The sequence below is a fragment of the Saccharothrix sabaoui genome (assembly GCF_051756985.1).
Taxonomy (GTDB): Bacteria; Actinomycetota; Actinomycetes; order Mycobacteriales; family Pseudonocardiaceae; genus Actinosynnema.
The window spans coordinates 34,648-59,736 of sequence record NZ_JBPKJK010000044.1 but is presented as its reverse complement, the minus strand read 5'-3'; the positions used below and the strand labels follow the sequence as shown (position 1 = coordinate 59,736).

Here is a 25,089-nt window from a genome sequence, read left to right as displayed (position 1 = left end):
GCTGGTGCCCGTCGCCGCCGCGGCACGGCGGGCGCGGGCCGCCTTGGCCCGCTTCGACCGCAGGTACAGGACGAACGCCAGCACGACGCCCAGCCCGGCCACCGCCGTGATGGGGCCGCCGACGTTGCCGAACGCCTTGTGCATGGCCGAGTTCTTCGGGTCGTCGGTGGCGTTGGCGACCTGCCCCACCGCGGCGCTCGTCGCGCTCGTCGGCTTCGGCTCGGTCTCCTTCTTCCTCGCCTGGGGCGCGCCCTCGACGAGCCGCCCGACCGGGTTGCCCGCGGCGGCCGGCTCCAGCGCGAACCCGTAGTCGAGCAGCCGCGCCGCCTGGTCGATCATCCGGACCGGCTGCTGCTGGCCGCGCAGCAGCACGGCGACCAGCCGCTTCCCGCCGCGCTGGGCCGCGCCCACGTACGTGTGCTGGGCGTCGTCGGTGAACCCGGACTTGCCGCCCAGCGCCCCCTCGTACGAGCTGAGCAGGCGGTTGTCGTTGACCACCGGCACCGTGCCGTTGCCGTCCGGGGACGGGAAGTCGATGCGCTGCGTGGTGACGGCCTTGGCGAAGTCCGGGTACTTCAGGGCCGCGCGGAAGATCAGCGCCACGTCGTAGGCCGACGTGGAGGTGCCCGGCGCGTCCAGGCCGGACGGCGTCACGGCCCGGGTGTCCGCCGCGCCCAGCTCCTTGGCCAGCGCGTTCATCTTCCGGATCGCCGACGGGATGCCGCCGAGCCGCCGGGCCAGGGCGTGCGCCACGTCGTTGCCCGAGGCCATGACCAGCGCCTGGAGCATCTGCTCGACGGTGTACTCGGCGCCGACCCGCAGGTTGACGCACGTGCACTCCTGCGCGGCGTCCTCGGCGTTGACCGCCACGGTGGAGTTCGGGGCCAGCTCCTTGGCGACGACCATCGCCAGCAGCACCTTGATCACCGACGCGGGCCGCTGGCGGCCGTGCGGGTTGGTGGCGGCCAGCACGGCGCCGCTGTCCAGGTCGGCGAGCAGCCAGCTCGCCGCGGTGATGCCGTCCGGCGGGGGCGGCGCGTTGGGCGGGAGGACCAGCCCGCACTCGCCGAGGCGCTGACCGCCGACCGGGGTCTCCGGCACCTCCAGCGGCGGGGGCGCCTGCTGGCCGGGCGGGACCTGCTCGGACGTGTCCACCGCCGGTGGCGGCGACACCTCGTTCGCGCAGGCGGGCTGGGCGCTCGCGACCGGCACCGCGGCGAACACCGCGGAGGCCGTCAGCGCGCAGGCAGCCAGGACTGTGGCAACGGGCCGTCGGAACGCGGAGGAACGCACCCGTCCAGGCTAGCCACCCCGGATGAGTGACCTGCACCCGCCACGTCCGATACTGCTCGGGTGAAGCTCTCCCGCGGCGCGTCCTGGTTCCTGCTCGCCTTCGGGGTGTGGTCCTGGGTGATCTGGCCGACCTTCCTGCGCAACATCTGGAAGGACCCCCGCTCGTGGGACGCAGGCCCGACCGCGTTCTTCACCGTCCACCTGCTGCTCGTCGTCGCCTCGCTCACGTTCGGCACGGTCATCGGTGTGCTGGGCGTGCGCGGCGTGCGGGCCGCGCGCCAGTGACCCCACCACACCTGGAGGCTCCGCCGTGGAGTTCGTGCGCCTACTGCTGGTGTTCCTGCACCTGCTCGGCATGGCCGTGCTCGTCGCCATGTTCTTCGTCCAGCGCCGCGCCGGGGCGGACGCCCCGCTGAACAAGGGCTGGCTGCACGGCAGCGCGCTGCAGCTGCTCACCGGCGTCGCGCTGGTCGGCCTGGCGCCGCTCACCGACCAGGACTACGACCACGTCAAGATCGGGATCAAGACGCTGGTCCTGGTGGCCGTCGCCGCCCTGGTCGCGGTCAACCTGAAGAAGCGGCCCGCGTCCTGGCTGACCCCGGCGCTGGCCGGCCTGGTCGTGCTCAACGTGGGCATCGCCGTCTTCTGGACCTGACCGCCCGGAGCCGCCCCCCTGCTCCCGCTCTCCCGGACCCGACCGGTCACCGGCGCCGGAACAGGGCGCCGAGCAGCACCCCCGCGCCGACCAGCCCCACCGCGGCGCGGGGGCCGGGGCCGGACCGCACCTCCACCACCGGCCGGATCACCGCCGGTGGCGGCGGCGTCGGCGGGTCCTTGATCAGGTTCTCCCGCGCGGTGGCCGTCCAGGCCGTGATGAACAGCAGGAACTGCGCGACGAGGTTCGCGAAGAACAGCACGCCGATGACCGGGCCGAACGCCGCGCCCGCCGGCGACGCCGTGACGCTGCTCAGGTAGATCGTCCCGGCCTGCTTGAGCACCTCGAACCCGACCGCGGCGGCGGCGGCGCCCTTGAGCGCGCTGCGCCACCCCACGGGCTTGCGCGGCAGCTTGGCCAGCACCCAGAGGAACACCATCCAGTTCGCGACCAGCGCCAGCAGGATCGTGCCGACCTTCAGCAGCGCCTGCGCCCACCAGACGCCCTCCAGGCCGACCCAGCGCAGCACCAGCTCGGCGAGCCCGCTGCCCAGGGCCGTGAGGCCGAACGACACCACCAGCGCCAGGCCGAGGCTGACCAGGGCCAGCAGGTCCTTGAACGCCGTCTTCAGGAACGGCAGGTCCTCCTTGGCGTGCCCCCACTGCGCGGTGAGCGCGTCGCGCAGGTTCTGCATCCAGCCGAAGCCGGAGTAGACGGCGGTCAGCAGGCCCAGCACGCCGACCGTGCCCTTGCTGTCGATGGCCTGCTCGACCACCTTGTTGATGGTGTCGCCGAGCGCGCCGGGCACCGCCTCGGCGATGCTCACCTTCATCTCGTCGAGCAGCTGGGGCTGCGACGCCAGCACGAAACCGGCGACCGCGAACCCGATCATCAGCATGGGCACCAGCGACAGCACGCTGAAGTACGTCACCGCCGCGGCGTAGTGCACCCCGTACTGCGTCTGGTAGCGGTCGACGGCGCGGACCAGGTGGTCCAGCCACGGCTTCTCGCGCCGGAGCCGCTGGATCTTCGACTCGGCCTTCGCCTCTTCCGCCACACGGGGAACGCTAAGCGAGCGGGTGATCACCCGCCACTCGAACGGGGCAGGTCAGCCCGCGGACAGGAACCCGATCCGCTCGTAGGCCCGCGCCAGCGTCCGGGAGGCCACCTCGCGCGCCCGCTCGGCGCCCCGCGCCAGCACCTTGTCCAGCTCGGGCAGGTCGGCCAGGTAGGCGTTCACCCGCTCCTGCACCGGCGTGGCGAACTCGGTGAACACCTCGCCGAGGTCCTTCTTCAGGTCGCCGTAGCCCTTGCCGTCGTACCGGGCGACCAGCGAGTCGACCGACTCGCCGGTGAGCGCGGAGTAGATCACCAGCAGGTTGCTGACGCCGGCCTTGTTCTCCGGGTCGTAGGCGATCTCGCGGCCGGTGTCGGTCACCGCCGACCGGATCTTCTTGGCCGACCGCTTGGTGTCCTCCAGCAGCTCGACCACGCCCGCCGGCACGGACTTCGACATCTTCGCCGTCGGGTCCTGGAGGTCGTAGATCTTCGCGGTGTCCTTGACGATGTACGGCTCGGGCAGCCGGAACGTCTTGCCGTACCGGGTGTTGAACCGGTGCGCGAGGTCGCGGGTCAGCTCCAGGTGCTGCCGCTGGTCCTCGCCGACCGGCACGTGGTGCGCCTGGTAGAGCAGGATGTCCGCGGCCTGGAGGATCGGGTAGGTGAACAGGCCGACGCCGACGCCCGCCTCCTGCCGCGCGGACTTGTCCTTGAACTGGGTCATCCGGCCGGCCTCGCCGAAGCCGGTCAGGCACTGCATGACCCACCCCAGCTGGGCGTGCTCGGGCACGTGCGACTGCACGAACAGCGCGGACCGCTCGGGGTCGATGCCCAGCGCGAGCAGCTGCGCGGCCGAGACGCGGGTGTTCTGCCGCAGCACCTTCGGGTCCTGCTCGACGGTGATGGCGTGCAGGTCGACGACGCAGTAGAACGCGTCGTGCGTCTCCTGGAGGGCCACCCACTGGCGCAGCGCGCCGAGGTAGTTGCCGAGGTGGAACGAGCCCGCGGTGGGCTGGATGCCGGACAGCACCCTGGGGCGGCTCGCGGGGGCCGCGCTCCGGTCGTTCCCGGCGTTCTGGGTGCTCTCGGTGTTCCCGGCGGGGGTCTCAGGTGCCACGGGACGATCCTCCCAGGCGGATCAGACCCCGGTGGTGGCGGGCTGCACCTCGGCGGGCCGCTCGGCCGCGACGGCCGCCGCGCGCACCGAGGCGGCCCGGCGGTGGCGCACGAAGCCGGTCACCATCCCGACCACGCCGAACGCCACGGCGACGATGCCGACGGGGGCGTCGACCGACACCGGGGCGGCGGCGACGGCGTCGGCCGCCGTCGCGACACCCGGCAGGACCAGCGTCGACGCCGCACCCACCACAAGACCCAGGACCGCACCACGACCGCGCACGCGCCCAGCCTCCTCACCAACACCGTGTGCACCACTGAAGGGTGAACCTTGTTGACGGACGGCCGCGAACCTACCGAAGCTGTGGGGCTGTGGTGTTCGGTTCGGGTAAAGCGGCCGGCGGCAGACTAACCGCCCCTGTTTGACCCCTCGGCAACCGGGGTACGCACAACGGCGTCGACGCGCCCGTACGTGGTGGTCCGCTGCCTGGCCGGCCGCCCGGCGAGCGCCGCCGTCGCGGCCAGCTCCCGCGCGGTCCGCGCCGACCCGTGCTCCGAGCCGGCCATCCGGCTGATGGTCTCCTCCATGAGCGTGCCGCCCAGGTCGTTGGCGCCGCCGCGGAGCACCTCGGCCGTGCCCTCGTCACCGAGCTTCACCCACGAGCACTGGACGTTGTCCACCCGCCCGTGCAGCGCGAGCCGGGCGAACGCGTGCACCGCGCGGTTGTCCCGCCGGGTCGGCCCCGGCCGGGCGACGCCCGCCAGGTAGATGGGCGCGTTGCGGTGCACGAACGGCAGCCCGACGAACTCGGTCAGCCCGCCCGTGCGGTCCTGGAGCGCCGCGAGCGCCCGGAAGTGCCCGAGCCAGTGCCCGGGGTGGTCGACGTGGCCGTACATCATCGTGGACGACGACCGGATGCCCAGCTCGTGCGCCGTGCCGACGACCTCCAGCCAGGTCGCGGCGGGCAGCTTGCCCTTGGTGAGCACCCACCGCACGTCGTCGTCGAGGATCTCGGCGGCCGTGCCGGGGATGGTGTCGAGGCCCGCGTCGCGCAGCTCGGTCAGCCACTCGCGGACGCTCACGCCCGCCTTGGCGGCGGCGCTGACGACCTCCATGGGGCTGAACGCGTGGACGTGCATCCCGGGCACCCGCGCCTTGATCGCCCGCACGACGTCCGCGTAGTAGGTGACCGGCAGCTTCGGGTCGATGCCGCCCTGCATGCACACCTCGGTGGCGCCCTCGTCCCACGCCTCCCGCGCGCGCTGCGCGACCTCGTCCACGGACAGCCGGAACGCGTCGGCGTCCCGCTCCCGCTGCGCGAACGCGCAGAACCGGCAGCCGACGTAGCAGACGTTGGAGAAGTTGATGTTGCGGTTGACCACGTAGGTGACGTCGTCGCCGACCACCTCGGCCCGCAGCTCGTCGGCGAGCCGGGCCATGGTCTCCAGCGCCTCGCCGTCCGCCGTGAGCAGGGCCATCGACGCCCCGGTGTCGTCGAGCAGCTTCGCCGGGTCGCTCTCGGCCAGCCGCAGGGCGCGCTTGGCGTCCTCGGGCAGCCGCTCCGCGGCCACCGGCACCGTCAACGACGACCAGTCGCCGTAGACGCTGTCGAAGTCGCCCCGCCGGTCGCCGGTGCGGCCCTCGGTGTCGATCGCGGTGTTCAGGTCGGCCCGGCCGTAGGTGTCGAGGCCGCCGTCGGGCTCCTGCCACTCGCGGCCGACGACCGGCGCGCCCGGCTCGGCCAGGCCGTCCGGGCCGGCGAGCGCGGCGACGTGCGCCGCCAGCCGGGTGTCGATCCACTGCCCGGCGGTCGCGGTCACGTACCTCGGGTAGACGGCGAGCCGCTCGCGCAGCTCGTACCCGGCCTCGCGGGTGCGCTCCGCCAGCGCGTCGACCTGCGGCCACGGCCGCTCCGGGTTCACGTGGTCGGGCGTCACCGGGGACACGCCGCCCCAGTCGTCGACCCCGGCGCGCAGCATCAGGCCGAACTCGTCGCCGACCAGGTTCGGCGGCGCCTGCACGCTCGTCGACGACGGCATGACCAGGCGGGCCACCGCGATCGTGGCGGCGAGTTCGCGCAGGTCGGCGTCGGGCATCCCGCGCATGGCGGTGTCCGGCTTGGCCCGGAAGTTCTGGATGATCACCTCCTGCACGTGCCCGTACTGCCGGGCGACGGCCCGCATCGCCAGCAGCGACTCGGCGCGCTCGGTGACCGTCTCGCCGATGCCGATCAGGACGCCGGTCGTGAACGGCACGTTCACCCGGCCCGCGTCGGTGAGCACGCGCAGCCGGACGGCGGGCTCCTTGTCGGGGCTGCCGAAGTGCGGGCCGCCCTTCTCGCTCCACAGCCGCTCGGCGGTCGTCTCCAGCATCATCCCCATGCTGGCCGCGACCGGCCGCAGCCGCTGGAGCTCCTCCCAGCTCAGCACGCCCGGGTTGAGGTGCGGCAGCAGGCCGGTCTCCTCCAGCACCGCGATGGCGCTGGCCCGCACGTAGTCGAGCGTCGAGGAGTAGCCGCGCGCCTCCAGCCACTCCCGGGCCTGCGGCCACCGCTCCTCGGGGCGGTCGCCCAGCGTGAACAGGGCCTCCTTGCAGCCCTGCGCCGCCGCGCGGCGGGCGATGTCCAGCACCTCGTCGCGCTCCAGGAACGCGGCGGGCAGCTTGTGCGGGACGGTGGCGAACGTGCAGTAGTGGCACCGGTCCCGGCACAGCCGCGTCAGCGGGATGAACGCGTTGCGGCTGTAGGTGACGGTGCCCGGTCGCCCCTCGGCGAGCAGGTGGGCGTCGCGCACCCGTCCCGCCGCGTCGAGCAGGGCGTCCAGGTCGTCGCCGCGGGCGTGCAGGAGGACCGCTGCCTCGGTGAGGTCCAGGACGGCGCCGTCGGCGGCGCGGCGCAGGGCGCGCCGCATCGCCGACGGGCTCGGCGTCGGTTCGGGCGGGGTGATCGAGATGTCCACGGCCACGACAACGACCTTAGGTGCGGAAAATTCCTGATCACCCCCGGAGTGACGTCCGGCACGCCGGGTCACCCGCCCGCGTTCACCTCACCGGTGCCCGTCCCGCGACCACCAGTTCGGTGTTCCGGTCGGTGGGCGCCCCCACGGCGGCCGGGTCGGCGTGCGGGTCGTTGAACGCGAACTCGCGGGCCAGCGAGGCGAGTCCCGGGGCCGTGACGTCGTCGTACCCGGTCCGGTAGGGGGCGTCGCCCTCGACCAGCGCGGTGAACAGCGACAGCGTGCCGTCGGCGTTGTCGACCAGCTCGACGACCCGCGCGTGCTGCGGGTGGTCGACGTGCGCGGCGGTGTTGATCTCCCAGAACGCCCGGTCGCCCGTGCCGTGGGGCACGATCCGGTTCTCGTGCGTGTGGCCGTTGACCCAGGCCACCACGTTCGGGAACCGCTGGAGCAGGTCCACCAGCGCGTCGCCGTTCAACCGGGGGTCGAGCGGGCGGCGGCGGTCCGGCAGGAGGTTGGTCATGGTCCAGCTCGTGTGGTGGCTGAACAGCACGAACAGCTCGTCGGTCACGCCCTGGCGGTGCTGGAAGCCGAACGCGTCGTAGTACCGCGAGCTGTTGCGCTTGAGCACCCTCTCCAGCCACAGGTACTGGTGCAGCCCGATCGAGCCGTCGGCGAACCCGGCGTCGGTCGTGGTGTCGAGGCTGACGCCGGTCACGCCGGGGGCGATGCGGAAGGTGTAGAAGACGTCCACGCCGTCCGCGTTGTCCTGGGTGAACCCGTGCCCGACCGGACCGGGCCCGGTGTTGCGCGGGTCGAGGTGGGCGCGGACGAACTCGCCGGTGGTGAACGGCCTGCGCCGCGCGTCGGGCGTGACGGTCCGCACCAGCCCCGCCCCGCTCGCCAGCAGCGCCAGCGCGTCCGGCACGTACGCGGGGTCGCGCAGCGCCCGCCCGACGACGTCGGCCGCGGCCGGGTCGAACCCGAAGACCTTGCGGTCGCCGGTGTAGAGGGCGTCGACGAACGGGATGCCGTCGGGCAGCGAGCCGACCACGCTGTCGTCGTGGTTGCCGAACGTCGAGTACCACGGGACGCGCAGGCCGGGGCTGTCGAACGGCCGGCGCGCCGCGTCGAGCAGGCCGGGTACCAGCGGGAACCCCTTGGCCTTGTAGTCGTCCGGCGTGCCGCGGCCGGGGTTCCAGTAGGCGGTGGCGCCGGAGTCCTGCACCCCCTCGTACCGGCCGGGGTCCCCGGTGTCGGCGGTGATCCGACCGCCGTTGAGGAGCGTCAGGTACCACTCCAGCTCGATCAGCTCGTGGTTGTCGGTGTTGTCGCCGGTGGTCATCACGAGGTCGATCGGGCGACCGCTGAACGGCCCGGTGCGGATGTCGCCGACCTTGCGCACGAGCGCCGCCGAGGTGTGCTGGGCGAGCGTCTCGTGCGCCCGGAACGCCCCGGCACCCAGCAGCGGGTGCGTGTACTCGAACCGGGCGGGGCTCTGCGCGTCCACCACGTGCATGTCGCTGAACTGCACGAAGCAGGCGAGCGGCACGCGCCGGTCCTCGCGCCCGCCCTGCGGCGGCGCCAGGTCGGGCCGCACCACCAGCGGCCACCCGGGTCCGGCCTGGAGGCGCCGGTAGCCCGTCGTGCCCACCGCCTGGGCGGCGACGTCCAGCGTGGTGCCCGTGGTGGCGGCCCACGCGGGCCCGCCCCAGAGGAGGGAGCCCCCGGCCACCCCGCCCGCCTGCAAGAACCGCCGTCGGCTGATCCCCATCGACCCGCTCCCCACGTTCCGGTTGTCGTGAAAACTTCTCACGATCCCGTGAGGAGGTCACCAACCCGACGTGAAGTGGGTACGAACGGACGAAGTCGGAGGTCCGGTCTCAGGCCCTCGGCCAGTCGAAGCCCACCGTGACCGGCGCGTGGTCCGACCAGCGCTCGGCGTAGGTCGCGGCCCGCTCCACCACCGCGCTCGTGGCCGTGGCCGCGATGCCCTCGGTGGCGACGACCAGGTCGATCCGCCAGCCCGAGTCGTTGTCGAACGCCTGGCCCCGGTACGACCACCACGTGTACGGGCCCGCCACGTCCGGGTGCAGGGAGCGCATCACGTCGACGTACCGCGCCTCGCCGTACACGCGGTCCAGCCAGGCCCGCTCCTCCGGCAGGAACCCGGCCGACTTCTGGTTGGCCCGCCACGCCTTGAGGTCCTCGGGCCGGTGGGCGATGTTCCAGTCGCCGCACACCAGCACCTCGCGCCCGTCCGCCGCCGCCTTGTCACGCAGGTCCACCAGGTACGGCAGGAACGCCGCGGTGAACCGCTCCTTCTCGTCCTGGCGCGGCGTGCCGACGTCACCGCTGGGCAGGTACAGCGACGCGACCACCACGTCCGCCAGCTCGACCTCGACGTACCGGCCCGAGTTCTCGAACTCCGCCGCGCCGAACCCGACCCGCACCGACCGGGGCTCCTCGCGCGTCAGCACGGCCACGCCGTTGCGGCCCTTGACCTCGCAGTGGGCCCGCGCCACGTGCCAGCCCTCCGGCGAGCGCACCTCGTCGGGCAGCTGCCCCGGCTCGGCCCGCACCTCCTGGAGGCACACCACGTCCGCGGAGGTGGCGGCGAGCCACTCCACGTAGCCCTTCTTGGCGGCCGCGCGGAGCCCGTTGACGTTGACGGTGGAGACGGTCAGCACCCGGTCAGCCTAGCCGCGCCCGGTGGTCGCCCAGCCGTGCGGGTAAGTCGCGCCGCACCCCGTGCACGACGCCTCCAGCCCCAGCACGAGCACCAGCGGGCTGCTGCCGCCCGGCGACGGCACGCCCGCCAGCTCGTGCCCGTCGAGCGACGACCGCAGCCCCGGCCACTCGGGCTCGCAGGCGCACGTCACCACGTCCCGGCCGAACCGCCGCCACCTGAAGAACATGCGCCCATGACACCACTCAGGCGCACGAGCTGTCCGACGTGGGCGTCACGAACTCCTCCTTCACCCACCTGCCGTCGGCCAGCAGCCGGAACCCGTTCTCCACCCGCGGCGCGGCGTCGACCACCGCGTCGCGCCGGAGGGTGGCCACGACCGGCTGGGTGTCCGCCGGCCCGGACCGCACGTTGAGGACGTCGGCGACCACCGTGACCCGGCACGTGCCGCCGGCCGTCTCCTCCACGCCCATCTTCTGCCCGCCGTTGGCGACGTACATGACCCCGGCCGTCGCCAGCACCCCGGCGACCACGAGCCCACGCGTAGGAATCCCGAACACAACGCCTCCCCGCACCTCTCCCGAAGTGCAGATATAGCGCCTGCGGCGGTCCCCACACCCGCACCGCGCCCGATCCACCCGACCGTCGAACCGACCGGGTGACACCGTCACCCGGCGAGCACCCGCCGAGCACGGAGGAGTCCGGGCGCGGACGGGCGCGGACGGGCGGGACGGCCCGGAACGCCGGAGGGCCCGACCGCGCGAACGCGATCGGGCCCTCGGCGGAACGGGGGTCGGCTCAGCCGGCCATCCGCTTCTGGAGGTTCTCGTCCAGCGTGCCGAGGAAGTCCTCGGTGGTCAGCCACTCCTGGTCCGGGCCCACCAGCAGGGCCAGGTCCTTGGTCATCCGACCGCTCTCGACGGTCTCGACGACGACCTTCTCCAGGGTCTCGGCGAAGCCGGTGACCTCGGGGGTGCTGTCCAGCTTGCCGCGGTGCTTCAGGCCACCGGTCCACGCGAAGATCGACGCGATCGGGTTGGTGGAGGTCGGCTTGCCGGCCTGGTGCTGGCGGTAGTGGCGGGTCACGGTGCCGTGCGCCGCCTCCGCCTCGACGGTCTTGCCGTCCGGCGTCATCAGCACCGACGTCATCAGGCCCAGCGAGCCGAAGCCCTGCGCGACCGTGTCGGACTGCACGTCACCGTCGTAGTTCTTGCACGCCCAGACGTAGCCGCCCTCCCACTTCATCGCGGCGGCGACCATGTCGTCGATCAGGCGGTGCTCGTAGGTCAGGCCCGCGGCGTCGAACTGGCCCTTGAACTCCTCCTCGAACACCTTCTGGAAGATGTCCTTGAAGGCGCCGTCGTACGCCTTGAGGATGGTGTTCTTGGTCGACATGTAGACCGGGTAGTTGCGCTGGAGGCCGTACGCGAACGACGCCCGCGCGAAGTCCTCGATCGACTTGTTGAAGTTGTACATGCCCATCGCCACGCCACCGTCGGCGCCGTAGTTGGCGACGACGTGCTTGATCGGCTCGGAGCCGTCCTCGGGCGTGAAGGTGATGGTCAGCTCACCGGCGCCGGGCACCTTGAAGTTGGTGGCCTTGTACTGGTCGCCGTGGGCGTGGCGGCCGATGATGATCGGCTTGGTCCAGCCCGGCACCAACCGCGGGATGTTCGAGATGATGATCGGCTCGCGGAAGACCACGCCGCCGAGGATGTTGCGGATCGTGCCGTTCGGCGAGACCCACATCTTCTTCAGGCCGAACTCCTCCACCCGCGCCTCGTCGGGCGTGATGGTGGCGCACTTCACGCCGACGCCGTGCTTCTTGATGGCGTGGGCCGACTCGATGGTGACCTGGTCGTCGGTGGCGTCCCGGTGCTCGATGCCCAGGTCGTAGTACTCGAGGTCGACGTCCAGGTACGGGTGGATCAACTTGTCCTTGATGAACTGCCAGATGATCCGGGTCATCTCGTCGCCGTCGAGCTCGACGACGGTCCCCTGAACCTTGATCTTGCCCATACTCAGGGCGCTCCTCTCGCGACAATGCAAGCAAGACAAGCGTACTGCTATGTCGGGTTGCTTGCGTCCACCCCGGCCGAAAAGGGAACGGCGTCACACCGCCGGGCGGGGCGGCACGTGTGGTCCGGGCCAATACAACCAGTCGCCCGGCCGGCCCGCCCGAGGGGGCGCGATCGGGGCGCGGGTCGAACACGCGTTCGCCGAATCCCGCCGACCGCGCCGCCCGGGCGCTAACCTCGGACCCGGAAGAGTGATCAAGGGGGCAGTGTTGTCGACGGGTCCTACCCACGCCATGAGCGGTCTGCTGGCCTGGGCGGCGGTGACCGCGCTGGCACCGGGCCACGCCATCGGCCAGCTCTCGCCGCAGAGCTGGGCGGTCGGCGCGGTGCTCGCCACGGGCGCGGCCCTGCTGCCCGACCTGGACCACCCGTCGTCGACGATCTCGCGCACGTTCGGGCCGGTCAGCGCGGGCGCGTCGGCCCTGATCAACACGATCAGCTCGTTCGTCTACCGCACGACCCGCACCCGCAAGGACTCCAACCGCGACGGCGGCCACCGCGGGCTCACGCACACCGTCGTGTTCGCGGTCGCCGCCGCCGTCGGCACGACGGCCGTGGTGCAGCAGTCCCAGAAGTGGGCGCTGCCCGTGCTGATGTTCGTGTTCGCGGGCCTCGCCGTGCGCGGGATCATGAACGACTGGTGCCCGCAGAAGGACGCCCTGCTCATCACGGGGGTGTCGGCCGCCATCACGTTCGCCTGCGTGGCCTGGACGGCGCAGACGCCGGCCAGCGCGGCGGCGTGCGGGGTGGCCGTGGGCGTCGGCTGCGTGGCCCACTACCTCGGCGACGCGATCACCGAACAGGGCTGCCCGATGCTGTGGCCCATCCCGCTGGCGGGCAAGACGTGGTTCCCGGTCGCCCCGCCGAAGATCATGCGGATGAAGACCGGCGGCAAGGTCGAGATGGCGGTCGTCGGCCCGGTCATCACGGCCGCGAGCGCCTGGCTGTCCGCCGCCGCGCTCCAGCAGGCGGGTGCCCTGCCGTTCCTCGACGGCATCGACCTGCTCCCCCTCTGAGTTCGGCTACCGGCCATTCGGCGGCTACCACTACATCACCCGATCGGACTAGTCTCCACGAATCCCGACCCGCGCCGACCGCGCCGAGGAGGACTCGTGCCACACCCCACGCGCGACACCGTCGCCGGAGCGGCCGGATGACGACCTGGCTCGGCCTGAACGCCGGTCACGACGACCCGGCCACCGCCGACTCGACCGCCGTCTCGCTGTACGAGGCGCTGCTGTTCCACGCGCAGGTCGTGTGCGTGCACGCCGTGGACGACCGGCGGCACGCGATGTCGTTCAAGCTGGCCGAGGAGCCGTCGGAGAACACCGTGTCGACGCTCATCGAGCGCGGGTACGGCGTCGCCGTGCACAACGGCAGGCTCCAGCGCCTGGCCGGGCCCGAGGAGCTGACGCGCGGCGCGCTGCGGGCCGCCCTGGCCCACCGCGACCGGCGCGAGGGGCGCGCCCTGCGGTTCCCCGGCCAGCGCAGCCTGCGCGGTCGCTACGGCGTCTCGGACATCATCGCGTTCAGCGCGATCGAGGAGGTCCTGCCGCACGGCACCAAGAGCGTCGACGCGCGCGGCGAGCTCCGGCCGTCGTTCGTCAACGGCCGCCTGGTCCTGCACGCCGACTCGTCCCCGCCCGGTCCTCCCCCTACTGCGGTCGGGCGCCCACCGCGTCCTTGATCTGGGAGCCCAGGTCGGCGGCGCTGCGGGCGCAGTGGGCGCAGCAGAAGAACCGGCCCTCGACCTCGACGCCGTGGCCGAGGATGCGGCAGTCGCAGTGCTCGCAGCGCGGCGCGAGGCGCTGGGCCGCGCACTCGAAGCTGTCGAAGGTGTGCACGCCACCGCCGACCGTCCGCACCTCGAAGGCCATCCAGTAGTCGTTGCCGCACACGTCGCAAGTCGCCATGGCCGCAGCCTGCGCCGGCCGCACCGACCCGGCAACTCGACGCGCACCGACCCGGTGACCAGCGGATATCACCCGTTGGAGGGGTGTACGCCACTCCAACGGGGAGAAGCGGACCAGGCCGGACTCGAACCGGCGTCCTCCCTCCCAGGGGGAGGGCGCGTCAACCACTGCGCTACATGGTCCCGAGCCGGGCCGGATTCGAACCGACGTCCTCCCCCTGTTCGAGGGGGCGCGACAACCACTGCGCTACCAGGCTCCAGGCGACAACCCTAACCATTCCCCCACCCCGGGAGACAGTGCCGCTAAGGTCTGCCGCGTGCGCGGGGTCGACTACTACGAACTCCTCGGGGTCGGTCGCGACGCGTCCGAGGCGGAGATCAAGTCCGCGTACCGCTCCCTGGCCAAGGTCATGCACCCCGACGCGGGTGGGTCCTCCGGGACGTTCCGGATGCTCCAGGAGGCATATGACACGCTGCGCGATCCCGTGCGCAGGCGTGACTACGACCGGGGCTGGACGCACACCCGACCGGGTGCCCGGCCGTCCTCGCCGACCCGGCCGCCGCGGTCCGCGCGCACCGGCCGGGCGCGCCCCCTCGGCGACGACCCCGACTTCGTACCCCCGAAGCCGGCGGTGGACCTCGGCGGCGTCGCGTGGTGGCACCTGGTCGACGTCGGCCAGCGCGTCCGCTACGTGCCGACCTCCGGCCCCGGGCACGCGCCCGCCCTGGCCGCCGTGTGCGGCTGGTTCCTCCTGCTGCTGCCGGTGGTCGTCGTCGACTTCTCGCCGCTGGCGCTCGGCGTGTGGCTGCTCGTCGTGGCGGCGGCGGCCGCGGCCGCGTTCCGGCTGGTGCGCCGCTACCTGCGGGCGGTGCGCGAGGACCGGGCGTTCGCGCGCGAGACGGACACCGGGGTCGTGCACGGCACCACCGACGACCGGGTCGCCGAACACCTGACCGCCGACCTGCTCAGCCGCTACCTGACCCGCCTGCCCGGCGTGCGCGTCTTCCACGGCCTGGCCTGGCCGGGCTCGGTGTTCGCCGACGTGGACCACGCCGTGCTCTGCGGCCGGCGGCTCGTGCTGATCGAGTCCAAGTCCTGGCTGCCCGGCCACTACGAGGTGGAGGACGACGGCGTGGTGTGGCGCAACGGCCACCCGTTCCGCGGCGGCGGCACGAGGCTGCCCCGCAGCCTGGCCGTGTACCGCAAGCTCCTGCCGTGGCTCGACATCAGGTGCGCCCTGGTCCTCTACCCGAGCCGCGCGGGCACCGTGACGGCGGAGGACCCGTCGGACGCCGTCGTGCCGCCGATGACGCCCACCCAGTTCGTCGAGGACGTCGGCGACTGGCTGGCCGAGGACCCCGCCACCGTGGACCGCGAGGCCCTGGCCCTCCTCCTGCGCCAGGTCGTGCCGGTCGTGCGCACCTGGTGACCGGTCGTCCGGTTGTCCGGTTGTCCGGCGAGGACGTCAAGGCCCACGAGGACCAGGAGACGGACCGTTCCGCGCACATCGAGTCACGCGAGGCGTGAGCGCAACCGACTTCCCGACAGCGCCTGCGGCCGCCGAGTGGTCCGTCTTGCCTTCGAGGGCGCGCCGGAAGACGGAGGGCGGTAACGGCAAAGGTGCTCGCGGGCATCGGCACGGCGCTGTGCGTTCTCGGGATCGTCTTCACGGTCATCGCGCAGCAGGCCGCCGTGGCGGAGCTGGACGAGATCATCAACGGCACGACCGACCAGGGCCGGGTGAGCGACGGCGAGGCGGGCGACGACCAGGCGACCCAGGCCGACGCGGCGAAGACCCCGCCGGGTTGGGGCCGGCGCTGCACGTGGAAGAGCGGTCTGGCCGTGGACGTCTTCCCGCCCGTTGCCTGCACCCCCGGCGAGTACGCGTCGCCGCAGGGCGTCGAGCGGGCTGTCAAGATCACCGTCACGGTCACCGACGGCACGGACAAGGCGTTCGAGACGGCGGTGCTGACGATCGGCGGCGACGCCCAGTTCAACGGCAAGAAGGCGGAGCAGGTCTTCGACTCCGACGGCGAGTGCGGCGGCGGGGGCCTGGACAGCACCGCGGTCCTGCCGGGGAAGACGTACACCTACGAGGCGTCGTACTCGGTCGGCGCGCAGCCGGGCGAACTGCAGGTCGCGTTCCAGCCCGATTTCGGCTCGGACAAGGCGGTCTTCATCGGCCAGGCATGAGCGCCGGATGCACGTGGCCGTCTTCCACGAGACGGCCACCCGTCCGGGCGATCAGCCGGATGGACTCCGCCGGGTTCAATACCGGCCGGCCGTTCTTCGCCGAGCCGGCCCAATAGGGGATTTCACGGTGAAACCGACGCCTTCAACGAAATCCAGGGAGCCCCGCACCGGGTACGGCACCGTCCAGGCCACCGTGGCATCCTTCCGCGCATGAGCCCGAAGCTGTGCCTGGCCCAGGACCCGGACGCCGACGAACTGCTGTCCACCAACCCGTTGGCCCTGCTCTTCGGCATGCTGCTGGACCAGCACACTGCCTGATGTCGACCACTAGCCAGCTTCGCGCCCTTCGAGGAGCCGCAACGCCTCAGCGGGGTCCATGAGGTTGGAATACGCCTGCTCACCGGGGCGGAGTGGCCGATCCGGCATGACGAACTCGGGATACCAGCCACCCCGATCGCAGCCGGGCACGAGGCTCAAGACCACAGCCACCATGTCGCCCGGCACCGAACCGGTGATCCGCAGAGCTACGTACGTGCCACGTTCCTCCGAGCCCTGGACGAGCACTCCGAGTTCCGCACCCGCGACTTCACCGGCATGCTCATGCCCGTCCAACAGTGAAGCGCACACCAGTCGACGCACCGTGTCCCGCAGCATGCGCAGGATGCGAACGCCCGCTTCCGCCCGGTACCGGTCGCGGTCGTCCTCCGTGGGAAGCCACTGCTCACAGAACGTCTGCGATTTCAAAGGTGGACTGTGCTCGGCGTTGTACCGAGTACGTGCGGCTGCCGCCGCAGTGGCGAGCGCTTCGTAGAAGTCGTCCCGACTACCGTCCTCCCTCATCCCGGCTACCAGGAGCCAACTCGGCTCCACCGTTTCGACAACGGCTCCTCGCCACCGCTGGACCTTGACCTTGAACATGACCACGTCGTCCACAGACCGGATGCGCTCACGAGGTCCCGCCGGTACGGCGAACTGATCATTGGCCTTCCGGATCAGCGGATGGTCGATCTCATCCAGCGGATCGTCAGTCGGCGGCAGCGCGATTCCCAGGTCGTCGCGCAGGCACCGCAGAGTGGGGCGAACGGTCATCAGCTTTCTCGGACCCCACCGAGTTCATCGAGGCGTTCACGGGACATACCCGTCAGGACGGCCACCTGACTAGCTTCCGTACCGTCGATCGCCTGCATCGTGCGGCGCAGAGCGGCGTTGATCTCCTCCCGACGACCGCGCAGGTACTCGCGAACCGCCGCAGAGAGAAGATCCTTCTGCGACATGTGCAACGCGGTGGCGGCATGAGCAATCAGCGCATGCGTCTCTTGGTCGACCTTGACCGGAGCGGACTGGGCAGCCATGAACACCTCCAGGTACCCCAGGGTACTCGGGTACCAAGGTCCGTCAATCCAGCTGGACACGAACGCCCGAAGGCGTTCAGTCCCTTCCGACACGACAGCATCGTCCAGCACCTCATGACCAACGTGGCATCCTTCCGCGCATGAGCCCGAAGCTGTGCCTGGCCCAGGACCCGGACGCCGACGAACTGCTGTCCACCAACCCGTTGGCCCTGCTCTTCGGCATGCTGCTGGACCAGCAGATCGCCATGGAGAAGGCGTTCCGGGGGCCGAAGGACCTGGCTGACCGGATGGGTGGCCTCAGCGTGCACCGGGTCGCCGAGGCCGATGCGGACGAGTTCGCCGCCATCGTCGCGCAGAAGCCCGCCCTGCACCGGTTCCCGGGGGCGATGGCCAAGCGGCTCCAGGTCCTGGCCCGGCACCTGGTGGAGAACTACGACGGGCAGGCCGAGTTGATCTGGACGCGCGGTGAGCCGGACGGGCCCGAGGTGCTGCACCGGCTCAAAGCCCTGCCCGGGTTCGGGGAGCAGAAGGCGAAGATCTTCCTCGCCCTGCTCGGCAAGCAGTTCGACGTTCAGCCGGACGGGTGGCGCGAGGCGGCCGGCGCCTACGGGGAGGACGGGGCTCGGCGCAGCGTGGCGGACGTGGTGGACGCCGGCTCGTTGATCGAGGTCCGGGACTTCAAGAAGGCCGCCAAGAAGAACGGTTAGAGTCCCGGCGTGCAACTGCCGGGACTCACCGACCTCACCCCGCTGGGGCAGGGCGGGTTCGCCACCGTGTACCGCGCCCGCCAGGTCCAACTGAACCGCGAGGTGGCGGTGAAGGTCGACAACCGGGTGCTCCGGACCGAGCGGGACAGGCGGCGGTTCCTGCGGGAGGCCCACGCGGCCGCGCGGTTGTCCGGCCACCCGCACGTGGTGGGCGTGCACGACGCGAACTTCACCCCGCAGGGCACGCCCTACCTGGTGATGGAGCTGTGCACGGGCGGGTCGTTGGCGGACCTCGTCCGCCGGGACGGGCCGGTGCCCGCCGACCGGGTGCGGCAGCTCGGGGTGCAGCTCGCGGACGCGCTGGCCGCCGCGCACGCCGAGGGCGTGCTGCACCGCGACATCAAGCCCGGCAACATCCTGCTCGACCGGTACGGCACGGCGAAGCTCGCCGACTTCGGCCTCGCGGCCCTGCTGGACGCCGAGGGCTCCAGCACGGTCACCCGGGACTCGCTGAGCCCCAGCTACGCGCCGCCCGAGGCGTTCGCCATGGCCCACCCGACGCCGGCGGCCGACGTGTACTCGCTCGCCGCGACCCTCTACGACCTGCTCGCGGGCAAGCCGCCGCGGCCCGTGCCGTGGCCCATCGAGTCGTTCGACCACCTGGGCGAGGTGCTGCGCTCGCCGGTGCCGCCGGTGCCGGGCGTGCCCCAGGACCTGCACGACGTGCTGGTGCGCGCCCTGGAGCACGACATCGCCTACCGGACGCCCAGTGCCGCCCAGTTCCTGCGCGAGCTGGGCGGCACCCCGGCGCCGATCCTGCACGCGCCGCCACCACCGCCGGGTCCCGCGGTGCCGCCCCGTCCCCCGGTGCGGCAGCCGCACTTCGCGCCACCGCCCGCCCACTCCGGGCCGCCGCCGGGCCTGCACTCGGGGCCGCCGCAGCACCAGCCGCAGCCCTACCAGCCGCCGCAGTTCCAGCCGAAGCCCACGCGCAAGCCGTGGCCGCTGGTCATCGGGGCGGCGGCGCTGGCCACGGTCGTCGCGATCGGCACGTGGTGGTGGGCGGGGCGGGAGCGCACGTCACCCGGCACCGGGGACACCGGGGGCACCGCGCAGAGCTCCACCAGCCCGTCCGAGAGCAAGCGCCTGCCCCCGCCGCAGCTCGCGGAGTGCGGCACGGGCTACTGCGTCGCCGAACCCACCTGCTACCGCGGCATCGTGTCGATCGGCGGCCAGCCCGCGTCGGCCCGCCGCGTCGGCAACTGCTCGGAGGACCACTACTGGGAGGCGTTCGCGGGCGGCTGGCTGAACGGCCCCGTGCCGGACCTGGACTCCGACGAGCTGGCCAGGCAGCCGCAGGTCGCCGAGGTCTGCACGGCCGAGGCGATGAAGGCCAACACCCGCCCGAACGTGGACACGTCCGGCTGGCAGTTCACCGCGGTCGGGTTCACCGACGGCGAGGAGACCTACTTCCACTGCCTGGCGAGCCCGTCGGAGGGCGGCGAGACGGCGACCAGCGCCTTCGGCTCCGGCTGACGCCGACGCCGGGGCTGGGACCGGGTGAGCTCCGGCGGCGGGCAGGTGGGCACGGGTGCTCCCGGTCGAGGGAAGTTGGTTCGACAGGCACCGTACTACGACATCCATCAAAGTTCGACGAGTATCGTATTGTGCGTGGTATGACCACCTTGCCCGCCCACCCGGAGCGCGACGAGATCCGGATAGTCCCGGTGCTGCACGCGCTCGCCGACCCCGTGCGCCTGCGGATCGTGCGGGCGCTGTCCGAGCACGCCGAGGGCCTGTCGTGCGGGGTGCTCGACCTCGGCGTCACCGCGTCCACGCTCACCCACCACGTGCGGACGCTGCGCGAGGCGGGCGTGGTGCGGGTGCGCCCGCGGGGCACGTCGCGGATCAGCTCGCTGCGCCGGGACGACCTCGACGCGCTCTACCCCGGGCTGCTGGACGGCGTGCTGGCGGCCGGGCGATGAGCGCGGCGGCCGACAGGACGACGAACGGCGGAACGGCGGGCGGGCCGGCGGTGCACGACGCCAACGACTGGGAGTGGGTGCGCGTCACCGCGCAGGGCCGCGTGTACGACGACGGCCGACCGGCCGCGAACCGGCTGGCGTGGGCGGCGGTCGCCCTCGCGGCCTCGCACGGCGGCGAGCGCAGCGGCGTGCGCCGGGCCCGTGCCGTCGTCGACCGGTTCGCGCTGCGCGCCCGGCTCATCCGCAGCCTGGGACCGCGGGCCGCCGACCCGGACGCGCTGGCCGAGGAGGTCATGGCCGCGCTCGACATCCCGGACCGGCAGCGCCGCCTCGCGGCCCGCGCCCTCGGGCAGGTGGTGGACCAGGTCCGCGACGACGCGCTGCGCGCCCGCGCCGAGGACTGGGTGGCCTCGACCGCGTAACCGGTTCCGCCGATCCGGAAAACCGGTTGCCCGCCTTCCTGGGGTCGGAAGGCGTGCTCGCCTACGCGCACTTGGCGCTGGCCGGTTTCCGCAGGTACTCCACCTATCGACAGGCGATGTTCGCCGGGCTGGCGACGAACGTCGTCTTCGGGCTGCTCAGGATGGCCGTGCTCGTCGCGGCCGTCGCGCAGGGCCCGATCGCCGGGTACGACGTCGCCGCCACCGCCACCTGCGTGTGGCTCGGGCAGGGCATCATGGCCTTCGTCCTGCTCTGGGGCGACAAGGCGCTCGCCGACCGCGTCCGCTCCGGCGACGTCGTCGTCGACCTTTACCGCCCCTGGCACCTCCAGGCCGCGCTGTTCGCCGAGGACCTCGGTCGCGGCGGGTTCGCGCTGCTGGTGCGGTTCGTCCCGCCGGTCGTCTTCGGCGCGCTCCTCTTCCCGTTCCGCCGGCCTCGGCCGGAGACCTTCCCGCTGTTCGCGGTGAGCCTGCTGCTCGCGCTCGCGGTGAGCTTCGGGATGCGCTTCCTGCTCGACACCGCCGCGTTCTGGCTGCTCGACAACAAGGGCCTGCTCAGCATGTACGCGCTGGCCACCTGGCTGCTGTGCGGCCTCTCGGTGCCGCTGGCCTTCTTCCCCGGGTGGGCGCGGACGGCGCTGGCGTTCACCCCGTTCCCGTCGATCCTCCAGTCGCCGGTGGACGTGTTCCTCGAACACGGCCACGCCTGGACGACCCTCGCCCACCAGGCGGGCTGGGCCGTGCTGGTGTACGCCGCCGGTCACGTCGTGCTGCGCCGCGCCGTGCGCAAGGTGGTGGTCCAGGCTGGCTGAGCGCGTCTACCCGAGGCTCATCGCCGCACGGCTGCGCGGCCAGACGTCCTACCGGGCGTCGTTCGCGCTCCAGTGCCTGGCGTCCGGGTTGGGCCAGCTGGTCGAGCTGGCCGCCATCCTCGTCCTGTTCGGCCGCGTCAGCTCGCTCGGCGGGTTCTCCCTCGACGAGGTCGTGCTGGTGTACGCCCTGGCCGGGGTCGCGTTCGGCCTCGCGGACATGGTCGCGGGCCAACTCGACGAGCTGCCGGCGCAGATCCGCACCGGCGCGTTCGACGTGGTGCTCCTGCGCCCGCTGGGCACGCTCGCCCAGGTGATGGCCTCCGACCTGCACCTGCGGAAGGTCGGCCGGATCGGGGCGAGCCTCGTCGCGCTGGTCTGGGCGCTGGCGCGCAACGACATCGCGTGGTCGCCCGCCACCGCGCTGCTGGTGGTGCCGGCCCCGCTGAGCGGCGCGGTGATCTTCGGCTCGATCTGGGTGGTGGCCAACGCGGTGTGCTTCTGGCTGGTCGAGGGCCAGGAGATGGCCAACGCGGTCACCTACGGCAGCGGCACGTTCACCTCCTACCCCGTCACGGTCTACGGCCCGTGGCTGCGCCGGTTCTTCGCGTTCGTCGTGCCCGGCGCGTTCGTCGCCTACTACCCCAGCCTGGCGCTGCTCGGCCGCCCCGACCCGCTCGGCGGACCGGCGCTGCTCGGCTGGGTCTCACCGCTGGTCGCCGTCGCCACCGCCGTCGTCGCGGGCCTGGTGTGGCGGTTCGCCGTCCGGCACTACCGAGGGACTGGGTCGTGATCGAGCTCCGAGAGCTGCGTCGCGAGTTCACCGTCACCAGGAAGACCGGGCGGTTCCGGCGCGAGAAGCGCGTGGTGTGCGCGGTCGAGGGGGTGAGCTTCGACGTCGCGCGCGGCGAGGCGGTCGGCTACGTCGGCCCGAACGGCGCGGGCAAGTCCACGACGATCAAGGTGCTGACCGGCGTCCTGGTGCCCACCTCCGGGCACGTGCGGGTGTCCGGGGTGGACCCGTCCCGGTCGCGGCGCGAGCTGGCCCGGCGCATCGGCGTGGTCTTCGGCCAGCGCAGCCAGCTGTGGTGGGACCTGCCGCTGCGGGAGAGCTTCGACCTGCTCCGGGTCATCTACCGGGTGCCGCGCGGGGAGCACGCCGACCGCCTGCGCGAGTGCGTGGACCTGCTGCCGACACCACGGCCGCCCGGCTCATCACGGCGGTCGCGGCCCGCGCGGAGGTGCACGACCTCGTGGTGGAGGAGCCCGAAATCGAGGATGTGGTGCGTCGCCTCTGCGCGCGTCGGTAGAGTCGGACGAAACGGTCACGGGTTGTCACGTGGACCGAACTCTCAGATGAACCAGGAGCACCCCATGCGCGCAGGTCGTCCGGTCGCCACCATCCTGCTGGCCCTGGGGCTCGTCGGCTTCGCCACCGGCTGCGAGGCCGTGCAGGACGCGCAGAACACCGCGAACCAGGTCGGCCAGGCGGCGGACAAGGCGCAGCTGTGCATCGACGCGCTCCGGATCGCCGGGTTCACGCCGGACGCGACCGACCCGCAGAAGGCGGTGGAGGAGACCCAGCAGAAGGCCAAGGAGCTGGAGGAGCTGGCCGCGAAGGCGGGCGACGCCACGCTCAAGGACGCCATCACCGGGGTCTCCACCACGATGAGCCAGGTGACCCTGGACGACCTGAACCCGTCGAACATCGCGGCCTGGTCGCAGGAGAAGCTGGACCAGGTGGCCGCGCTGTCCAACGCCTGCGGCTGACCCGGGCGGGTATGCGCCCCACGGCCTGACCTGGGCCGGTGAGCGGAAAAACCACCCTGTCGGTACCTTCGGAACAGTCCTACGCTGTGACGCACCGGAGGTGTTGCAGATGCACGCGACAGTAGGCGACCGGTTGCACGTCCACCGCCGCACCGCGGGGCTCGACGAGAACATCGGCGAGATCCTCGAGGTGCGCGGCTCGGAGGGTGCGCCGCCGTACCTGGTCCGCTTCCTCGACGGCCACGAGGGGCTGGTCTACCCCGGCCCCGACAGCCTCGTGAAGCCCCGGACCCCGGAATCCCCCAGGATCAAGGACTCGACCTCGGCGCGGTAGAGCAGCGCCGGGTCGAGCCCCATCGGTCCGAACCGGCCCGTGACCTCCAGGCTGAGCACGCCGTGCAGCCTGGTGAAGGCGCGCAGGCCGGTGAGCAGCACGGCGGGGGGCGCGTCCCCCTCGCCGCGCGACCGCGCCCACGCCCGGAGCTGGCCGTCCAGAGTGGACTCGTCCGCCGCTCCCGGTGGTGGTGAGGGCGGGCGCGGCAGCACGGACAGCAGCAGGTACCGGTGGGGCTGGGTGACGCCCCCCGTCCGGAACGCCTCCCCGAACGCACGCACCCGATCGGCTGGTACCGCGCCCTCGCCCGCCGCCGCGGCGGCCTCCACGGCGTCGGCCAGGTCGTGCCACGCGTCGCGCACCGGTTCGGCCGGCAGGTCGTCGCGCCCCGCGAAGTAGCGGTAGAGCGCGGGCCCCGTCACGCCCATCCGCTTGGCGATGGTGTTGATCGAGACGCCCGGACCGGGCGGCGGCGCGCGAGGCGCTGGAGGGCGCGTCCCTCGTGCACCTGGCCGTGAGCGTGCCGTACCCGCGGTGGTCCGGCACGCTGCCCGGCGAGCCGGTGCTGAAGCCGCTCGCGCTGGGCGGGACCACGGTGTGGTTCGGGCCGCTGGACGTGCCGCACGCGTTCGCCTTCCTCGGCGACACGGCGCGGGCGCAGGTCGTGCTGGGCGACGACGGGCGCGCCGACGGGAAGGTCTGGCACGCGCCCGCCGCGCGGCCCCTGATCGCAGGGGAGTTCGCGGCGCTCGCCGGGCGGGTGATCGGCACGGCGCGCAGGCCGACGAGGCTGCCGACGTCCGCCGTCACCGCGGCCGCGTGGTACCGGTCCGGCGCGACCACCGGCGCGGCGGCGTGAGCGGAACGGCCACCTGGGAACGTTCCCGGTGACACCGGCCCGGGTGCGCTAACCCAGGATCGTGGCGATCAGCTCGTCGGCCAGGGCGGGTGTCGCGGCGGCGATGCCCGACCACCGGCGGGACAGGTCGTGGCCGAACGTGAGCGGCCGGCCGTGCAGGTCGAGCAGGACCCCGCCGGCGGCGGGCAGCGTGACCAGGGCGGCGATGAGGTCCATCAGCCGGTGGGTGTCCGAGCCGGGATCGGCGAAGGCGTCCACCGAGCCCTCCGCCACCAGCATCGTCTCCAGGCACGACGTGCACAGGACGCGGACGCGGTCGGCCTGGTTCGCGACCCGCATCCACGCGTCCTCGGTACCGCGCTTCGGGCGCAGGAGGCACACCGAGGCGCCCTTGAGGGCGGTGCGGCCGGTGGTCCGGAAGGACGTCCGCTCCCCCGCCCGCGCCGACCACGCGCGGCCGGTGTCGAACCAGACCGTCAACGCCTCCACGGGCTCCTCGTCCACCACGAGGGCACCGGCGAAGCACGACAGCGGCACGCCGAGCGCGGCGTTGGCGGACCCGTCGACGGGGTCGACCACGAGGGTGGCCGCGGAGCCGTTGTCGAGGAAACCGGCCTCCTCGGACAGCAGGTTCACGCCCGCCCCGGCCGCCGCCTCGGCGATGGCCGCCTCCACGACCGCGTCCACCCGCATGGTGGGCGTGCCGTCCGCGCCGTCGGCGACCTCCTCCCGCAGCTCGGCGCGGGTGAAGTCACCACGCGCCCCGCCGTAGGCGCGCGCCGCCGCGCGCACGGTCGCGGCGAGCGCCGGGTGCACGGTGTCGGGCAGCTGGGGTTCGGGCACCGGCCACGGGTTCTTCGTCACGCGTCCAGCCTCGCACAG

At 72.6% G+C, this 25,089-nt stretch carries 30 protein-coding genes and 2 tRNA genes; 15 read left to right on the top strand and 17 right to left on the bottom strand.

Translation table 11 applies throughout. The annotated features are described in order from the left end of the window. On the bottom strand, positions 1-1,293 hold a 1,293-nt coding region (locus ACR807_RS16210), incomplete at its 3' end, for a D-alanyl-D-alanine carboxypeptidase family protein (protein ID WP_438922142.1). A 60-nt stretch (positions 1,294-1,353) separates the two neighbouring features. Here ACR807_RS16210 and ACR807_RS16205 point away from each other — a divergent pair. Next, on the top strand, positions 1,354-1,578 hold the full coding sequence (locus ACR807_RS16205; RefSeq protein WP_438922141.1) for an SCO4848 family membrane protein: 225 nt from the start codon (positions 1,354-1,356) through the stop codon (positions 1,576-1,578). 25 nt (positions 1,579-1,603) lie between these two features. After that, positions 1,604-1,948, top strand: coding sequence for a hypothetical protein (locus tag ACR807_RS16200; protein WP_438922140.1), 345 nt, complete (start codon positions 1,604-1,606; stop codon positions 1,946-1,948). Positions 1,949-1,994: 46 nt separating this feature from the next. Here ACR807_RS16200 and yhjD read toward each other — a convergent pair whose 3' ends face one another. From yhjD to ACR807_RS16155, 9 genes are all read right to left on the bottom strand, one after another. Beyond that, positions 1,995-3,005 carry an inner membrane protein YhjD gene (gene yhjD, locus ACR807_RS16195; RefSeq protein ID WP_438922139.1) on the bottom strand — a complete coding sequence of 337 codons (1,011 nt, stop codon included), beginning with the start codon at positions 3,003-3,005 and terminating at the stop codon, positions 1,995-1,997. Positions 3,006-3,056: 51 nt separating this feature from the next. Continuing rightward, on the bottom strand, positions 3,057-4,037 hold the full coding sequence (gene trpS / locus ACR807_RS16190) for a tryptophan--tRNA ligase (RefSeq protein WP_438922145.1): 981 nt from the start codon (positions 4,035-4,037) through the stop codon (positions 3,057-3,059). Between the two features lie 108 nt (positions 4,038-4,145). After that, on the bottom strand, positions 4,146-4,406 hold the full coding sequence (locus ACR807_RS16185; RefSeq protein WP_438922138.1) for a hypothetical protein: 261 nt from the start codon (positions 4,404-4,406) through the stop codon (positions 4,146-4,148). Positions 4,407-4,531: 125 nt separating this feature from the next. Next, on the bottom strand, positions 4,532-7,087 hold the full coding sequence (locus ACR807_RS16180) for a bifunctional FO biosynthesis protein CofGH (RefSeq protein ID WP_438922137.1): 2,556 nt from the start codon (positions 7,085-7,087) through the stop codon (positions 4,532-4,534). A gap of 76 nt (positions 7,088-7,163) precedes the next feature. Continuing rightward, complete coding sequence (locus ACR807_RS16175; RefSeq protein ID WP_438922136.1) at positions 7,164-8,852, bottom strand: TIGR03767 family metallophosphoesterase; 1,689 nt, start codon at positions 8,850-8,852, stop codon at positions 7,164-7,166. 109 nt (positions 8,853-8,961) lie between these two features. Then, a complete protein-coding gene (locus ACR807_RS16170; protein ID WP_438922135.1) occupies positions 8,962-9,768 on the bottom strand; it encodes an exodeoxyribonuclease III in 807 nt (268 codons plus the stop codon). A gap of 9 nt (positions 9,769-9,777) precedes the next feature. Further along, the gene (locus tag ACR807_RS16165; protein WP_438922134.1) at positions 9,778-9,996 is read right to left on the bottom strand and encodes a hypothetical protein; all 219 of its coding nucleotides are present in this window, start codon (positions 9,994-9,996) and stop codon (positions 9,778-9,780) included. Positions 9,997-10,012: 16 nt separating this feature from the next. Continuing rightward, positions 10,013-10,327 carry an SH3 domain-containing protein gene (locus ACR807_RS16160; protein WP_438922133.1) on the bottom strand — a complete coding sequence of 105 codons (315 nt, stop codon included), beginning with the start codon at positions 10,325-10,327 and terminating at the stop codon, positions 10,013-10,015. Positions 10,328-10,565: 238 nt separating this feature from the next. Then, positions 10,566-11,786, bottom strand: a complete 1,221-nt coding sequence (locus tag ACR807_RS16155; RefSeq protein ID WP_438922132.1) for an NADP-dependent isocitrate dehydrogenase — start codon at positions 11,784-11,786, stop codon at positions 10,566-10,568. A 268-nt stretch (positions 11,787-12,054) separates the two neighbouring features. On the opposite strand from ACR807_RS16155, the gene ACR807_RS16150 reads away from it, so the two are divergent. Together ACR807_RS16150 and ACR807_RS16145 are read left to right on the top strand one after the other, a co-directional pair. Next, positions 12,055-12,861: a metal-dependent hydrolase gene (locus tag ACR807_RS16150; protein WP_438922131.1), complete on the top strand. Its 807-nt coding sequence runs from the start codon at positions 12,055-12,057 to the stop codon at positions 12,859-12,861. A 137-nt stretch (positions 12,862-12,998) separates the two neighbouring features. Next, entirely contained in the window at positions 12,999-13,532 is a 534-nt protein-coding gene (locus ACR807_RS16145) for a hypothetical protein (protein WP_438922130.1), read from the top strand. Here ACR807_RS16145 and ACR807_RS16140 read toward each other — a convergent pair. The 3 genes from ACR807_RS16140 to ACR807_RS16130 all read right to left on the bottom strand — a co-directional run bounded on the left by ACR807_RS16140 (position 13,501) and on the right by ACR807_RS16130 (position 14,015). Next, positions 13,501-13,758, bottom strand: coding sequence for a metallothionein (locus tag ACR807_RS16140; protein WP_438922129.1), 258 nt, complete (start codon positions 13,756-13,758; stop codon positions 13,501-13,503). The genes ACR807_RS16145 and ACR807_RS16140 overlap by 32 nt on opposite strands. A 109-nt stretch (positions 13,759-13,867) precedes the next feature. Then, positions 13,868-13,941 (bottom strand) — tRNA-Pro (locus ACR807_RS16135). Beyond that, positions 13,942-14,015 (bottom strand) — tRNA-Phe (locus ACR807_RS16130). It lies immediately after the preceding tRNA gene. Between the two features lie 59 nt (positions 14,016-14,074). Here ACR807_RS16130 and ACR807_RS16125 point away from each other — a divergent pair. Further along, the gene (locus ACR807_RS16125; protein ID WP_438922128.1) at positions 14,075-15,187 is read left to right on the top strand and encodes a J domain-containing protein; all 1,113 of its coding nucleotides are present in this window, start codon (positions 14,075-14,077) and stop codon (positions 15,185-15,187) included. A gap of 191 nt (positions 15,188-15,378) precedes the next feature. Then, complete coding sequence (locus ACR807_RS16120; RefSeq protein WP_438922127.1) at positions 15,379-15,951, top strand: hypothetical protein; 573 nt, start codon at positions 15,379-15,381, stop codon at positions 15,949-15,951. A 327-nt stretch (positions 15,952-16,278) separates the two neighbouring features. On the opposite strand, the gene ACR807_RS16115 is transcribed toward ACR807_RS16120, so the two are convergent. Both ACR807_RS16115 and ACR807_RS16110 read right to left on the bottom strand, forming a co-directional pair. Beyond that, entirely contained in the window at positions 16,279-17,040 is a 762-nt protein-coding gene (locus ACR807_RS16115) for a hypothetical protein (RefSeq protein WP_438922126.1), read from the bottom strand. Beyond that, positions 17,040-17,303, bottom strand: a complete 264-nt coding sequence (locus ACR807_RS16110) for a hypothetical protein (protein ID WP_438922125.1) — start codon at positions 17,301-17,303, stop codon at positions 17,040-17,042. Before ACR807_RS16110 ends, ACR807_RS16115 begins: the two co-directional genes overlap by 1 nt. Before the next feature lie 140 nt (positions 17,304-17,443). Between ACR807_RS16110 and ACR807_RS16105 the strand changes: the two genes are divergently transcribed. The 8 genes from ACR807_RS16105 to ACR807_RS16070 all read left to right on the top strand — a co-directional run bounded on the left by ACR807_RS16105 (position 17,444) and on the right by ACR807_RS16070 (position 23,348). Then, on the top strand, positions 17,444-18,010 hold the full coding sequence (locus ACR807_RS16105) for an HhH-GPD-type base excision DNA repair protein (RefSeq protein ID WP_438922124.1): 567 nt from the start codon (positions 17,444-17,446) through the stop codon (positions 18,008-18,010). Between the two features lie 9 nt (positions 18,011-18,019). Beyond that, entirely contained in the window at positions 18,020-19,546 is a 1,527-nt protein-coding gene (locus tag ACR807_RS16100) for a serine/threonine-protein kinase (RefSeq protein ID WP_438922123.1), read from the top strand. Positions 19,547-19,686: 140 nt separating this feature from the next. Beyond that, a complete protein-coding gene (locus ACR807_RS16095) occupies positions 19,687-19,995 on the top strand; it encodes an ArsR/SmtB family transcription factor (protein WP_438922122.1) in 309 nt (102 codons plus the stop codon). Next, positions 19,992-20,417 (top strand): hypothetical protein, encoded by a 426-nt coding sequence (locus tag ACR807_RS16090; protein WP_438922121.1) that lies wholly within the window; start codon positions 19,992-19,994, stop codon positions 20,415-20,417. Before ACR807_RS16095 ends, ACR807_RS16090 begins: the two co-directional genes overlap by 4 nt. A 26-nt stretch (positions 20,418-20,443) precedes the next feature. Beyond that, entirely contained in the window at positions 20,444-21,247 is an 804-nt protein-coding gene (locus ACR807_RS16085; RefSeq protein WP_438922120.1) for an ABC transporter permease, read from the top strand. A gap of 88 nt (positions 21,248-21,335) precedes the next feature. Further along, on the top strand, positions 21,336-22,037 hold the full coding sequence (locus ACR807_RS16080; protein ID WP_438922119.1) for an ABC transporter permease: 702 nt from the start codon (positions 21,336-21,338) through the stop codon (positions 22,035-22,037). Then, positions 22,034-23,014 carry a bacteriophage spanin2 family protein gene (locus tag ACR807_RS16075; protein ID WP_438922118.1) on the top strand — a complete coding sequence of 327 codons (981 nt, stop codon included), beginning with the start codon at positions 22,034-22,036 and terminating at the stop codon, positions 23,012-23,014. Before ACR807_RS16080 ends, ACR807_RS16075 begins: the two co-directional genes overlap by 4 nt. 109 nt (positions 23,015-23,123) lie before the next feature. Further along, on the top strand, positions 23,124-23,348 hold the full coding sequence (locus ACR807_RS16070) for a DUF1918 domain-containing protein (protein ID WP_438922117.1): 225 nt from the start codon (positions 23,124-23,126) through the stop codon (positions 23,346-23,348). Here ACR807_RS16070 and ACR807_RS16065 read toward each other — a convergent pair. Then, positions 23,270-23,797, bottom strand: a complete 528-nt coding sequence (locus tag ACR807_RS16065; protein ID WP_438922144.1) for a TetR/AcrR family transcriptional regulator — start codon at positions 23,795-23,797, stop codon at positions 23,270-23,272. The genes ACR807_RS16070 and ACR807_RS16065 overlap by 79 nt on opposite strands. Positions 23,798-23,862: 65 nt before the next feature. Here ACR807_RS16065 and ACR807_RS16060 point away from each other — a divergent pair, with 65 nt between their 5' ends. Continuing rightward, a complete protein-coding gene (locus tag ACR807_RS16060) occupies positions 23,863-24,207 on the top strand; it encodes a Rossmann-fold NAD(P)-binding domain-containing protein (RefSeq protein WP_438922116.1) in 345 nt (114 codons plus the stop codon). 48 nt (positions 24,208-24,255) lie between these two features. On the opposite strand, the gene ACR807_RS16055 is transcribed toward ACR807_RS16060, so the two are convergent. Beyond that, positions 24,256-25,071, bottom strand: a complete 816-nt coding sequence (locus ACR807_RS16055) for an inositol monophosphatase family protein (protein WP_438922115.1) — start codon at positions 25,069-25,071, stop codon at positions 24,256-24,258. Positions 25,072-25,089: the final 18 nt, after the last annotated feature.

What these genes read in the sequence shown, in the direction of transcription:
- ACR807_RS16175 (WP_438922136.1), bottom strand. Translation starts at nt 8,852, where the DNA reads ATGGGGATCAGCCGACGGCGGTTCTTGCAGGCGGGCGGGGTGGCCGGG.
- ACR807_RS16165 (WP_438922134.1), bottom strand. Translation starts at nt 9,996, where the DNA reads ATGTTCTTCAGGTGGCGGCGGTTCGGCCGGGACGTGGTGACGTGCGCC.
- ACR807_RS16155 (WP_438922132.1), bottom strand. Translation starts at nt 11,786, where the DNA reads ATGGGCAAGATCAAGGTTCAGGGGACCGTCGTCGAGCTCGACGGCGAC.
- ACR807_RS16145 (WP_438922130.1), top strand. Translation starts at nt 12,999, where the DNA reads ATGACGACCTGGCTCGGCCTGAACGCCGGTCACGACGACCCGGCCACC.
- ACR807_RS16140 (WP_438922129.1), bottom strand. Translation starts at nt 13,758, where the DNA reads ATGGCGACTTGCGACGTGTGCGGCAACGACTACTGGATGGCCTTCGAG.
- ACR807_RS16115 (WP_438922126.1), bottom strand. Translation starts at nt 17,040, where the DNA reads ATGACCGTTCGCCCCACTCTGCGGTGCCTGCGCGACGACCTGGGAATC.
- ACR807_RS16110 (WP_438922125.1), bottom strand. Translation starts at nt 17,303, where the DNA reads ATGGCTGCCCAGTCCGCTCCGGTCAAGGTCGACCAAGAGACGCATGCG.
- ACR807_RS16105 (WP_438922124.1), top strand. Translation starts at nt 17,444, where the DNA reads ATGAGCCCGAAGCTGTGCCTGGCCCAGGACCCGGACGCCGACGAACTG.
- ACR807_RS16095 (WP_438922122.1), top strand. Translation starts at nt 19,687, where the DNA reads ATGACCACCTTGCCCGCCCACCCGGAGCGCGACGAGATCCGGATAGTC.
- ACR807_RS16090 (WP_438922121.1), top strand. Translation starts at nt 19,992, where the DNA reads ATGAGCGCGGCGGCCGACAGGACGACGAACGGCGGAACGGCGGGCGGG.
- ACR807_RS16070 (WP_438922117.1), top strand. Translation starts at nt 23,124, where the DNA reads ATGCACGCGACAGTAGGCGACCGGTTGCACGTCCACCGCCGCACCGCG.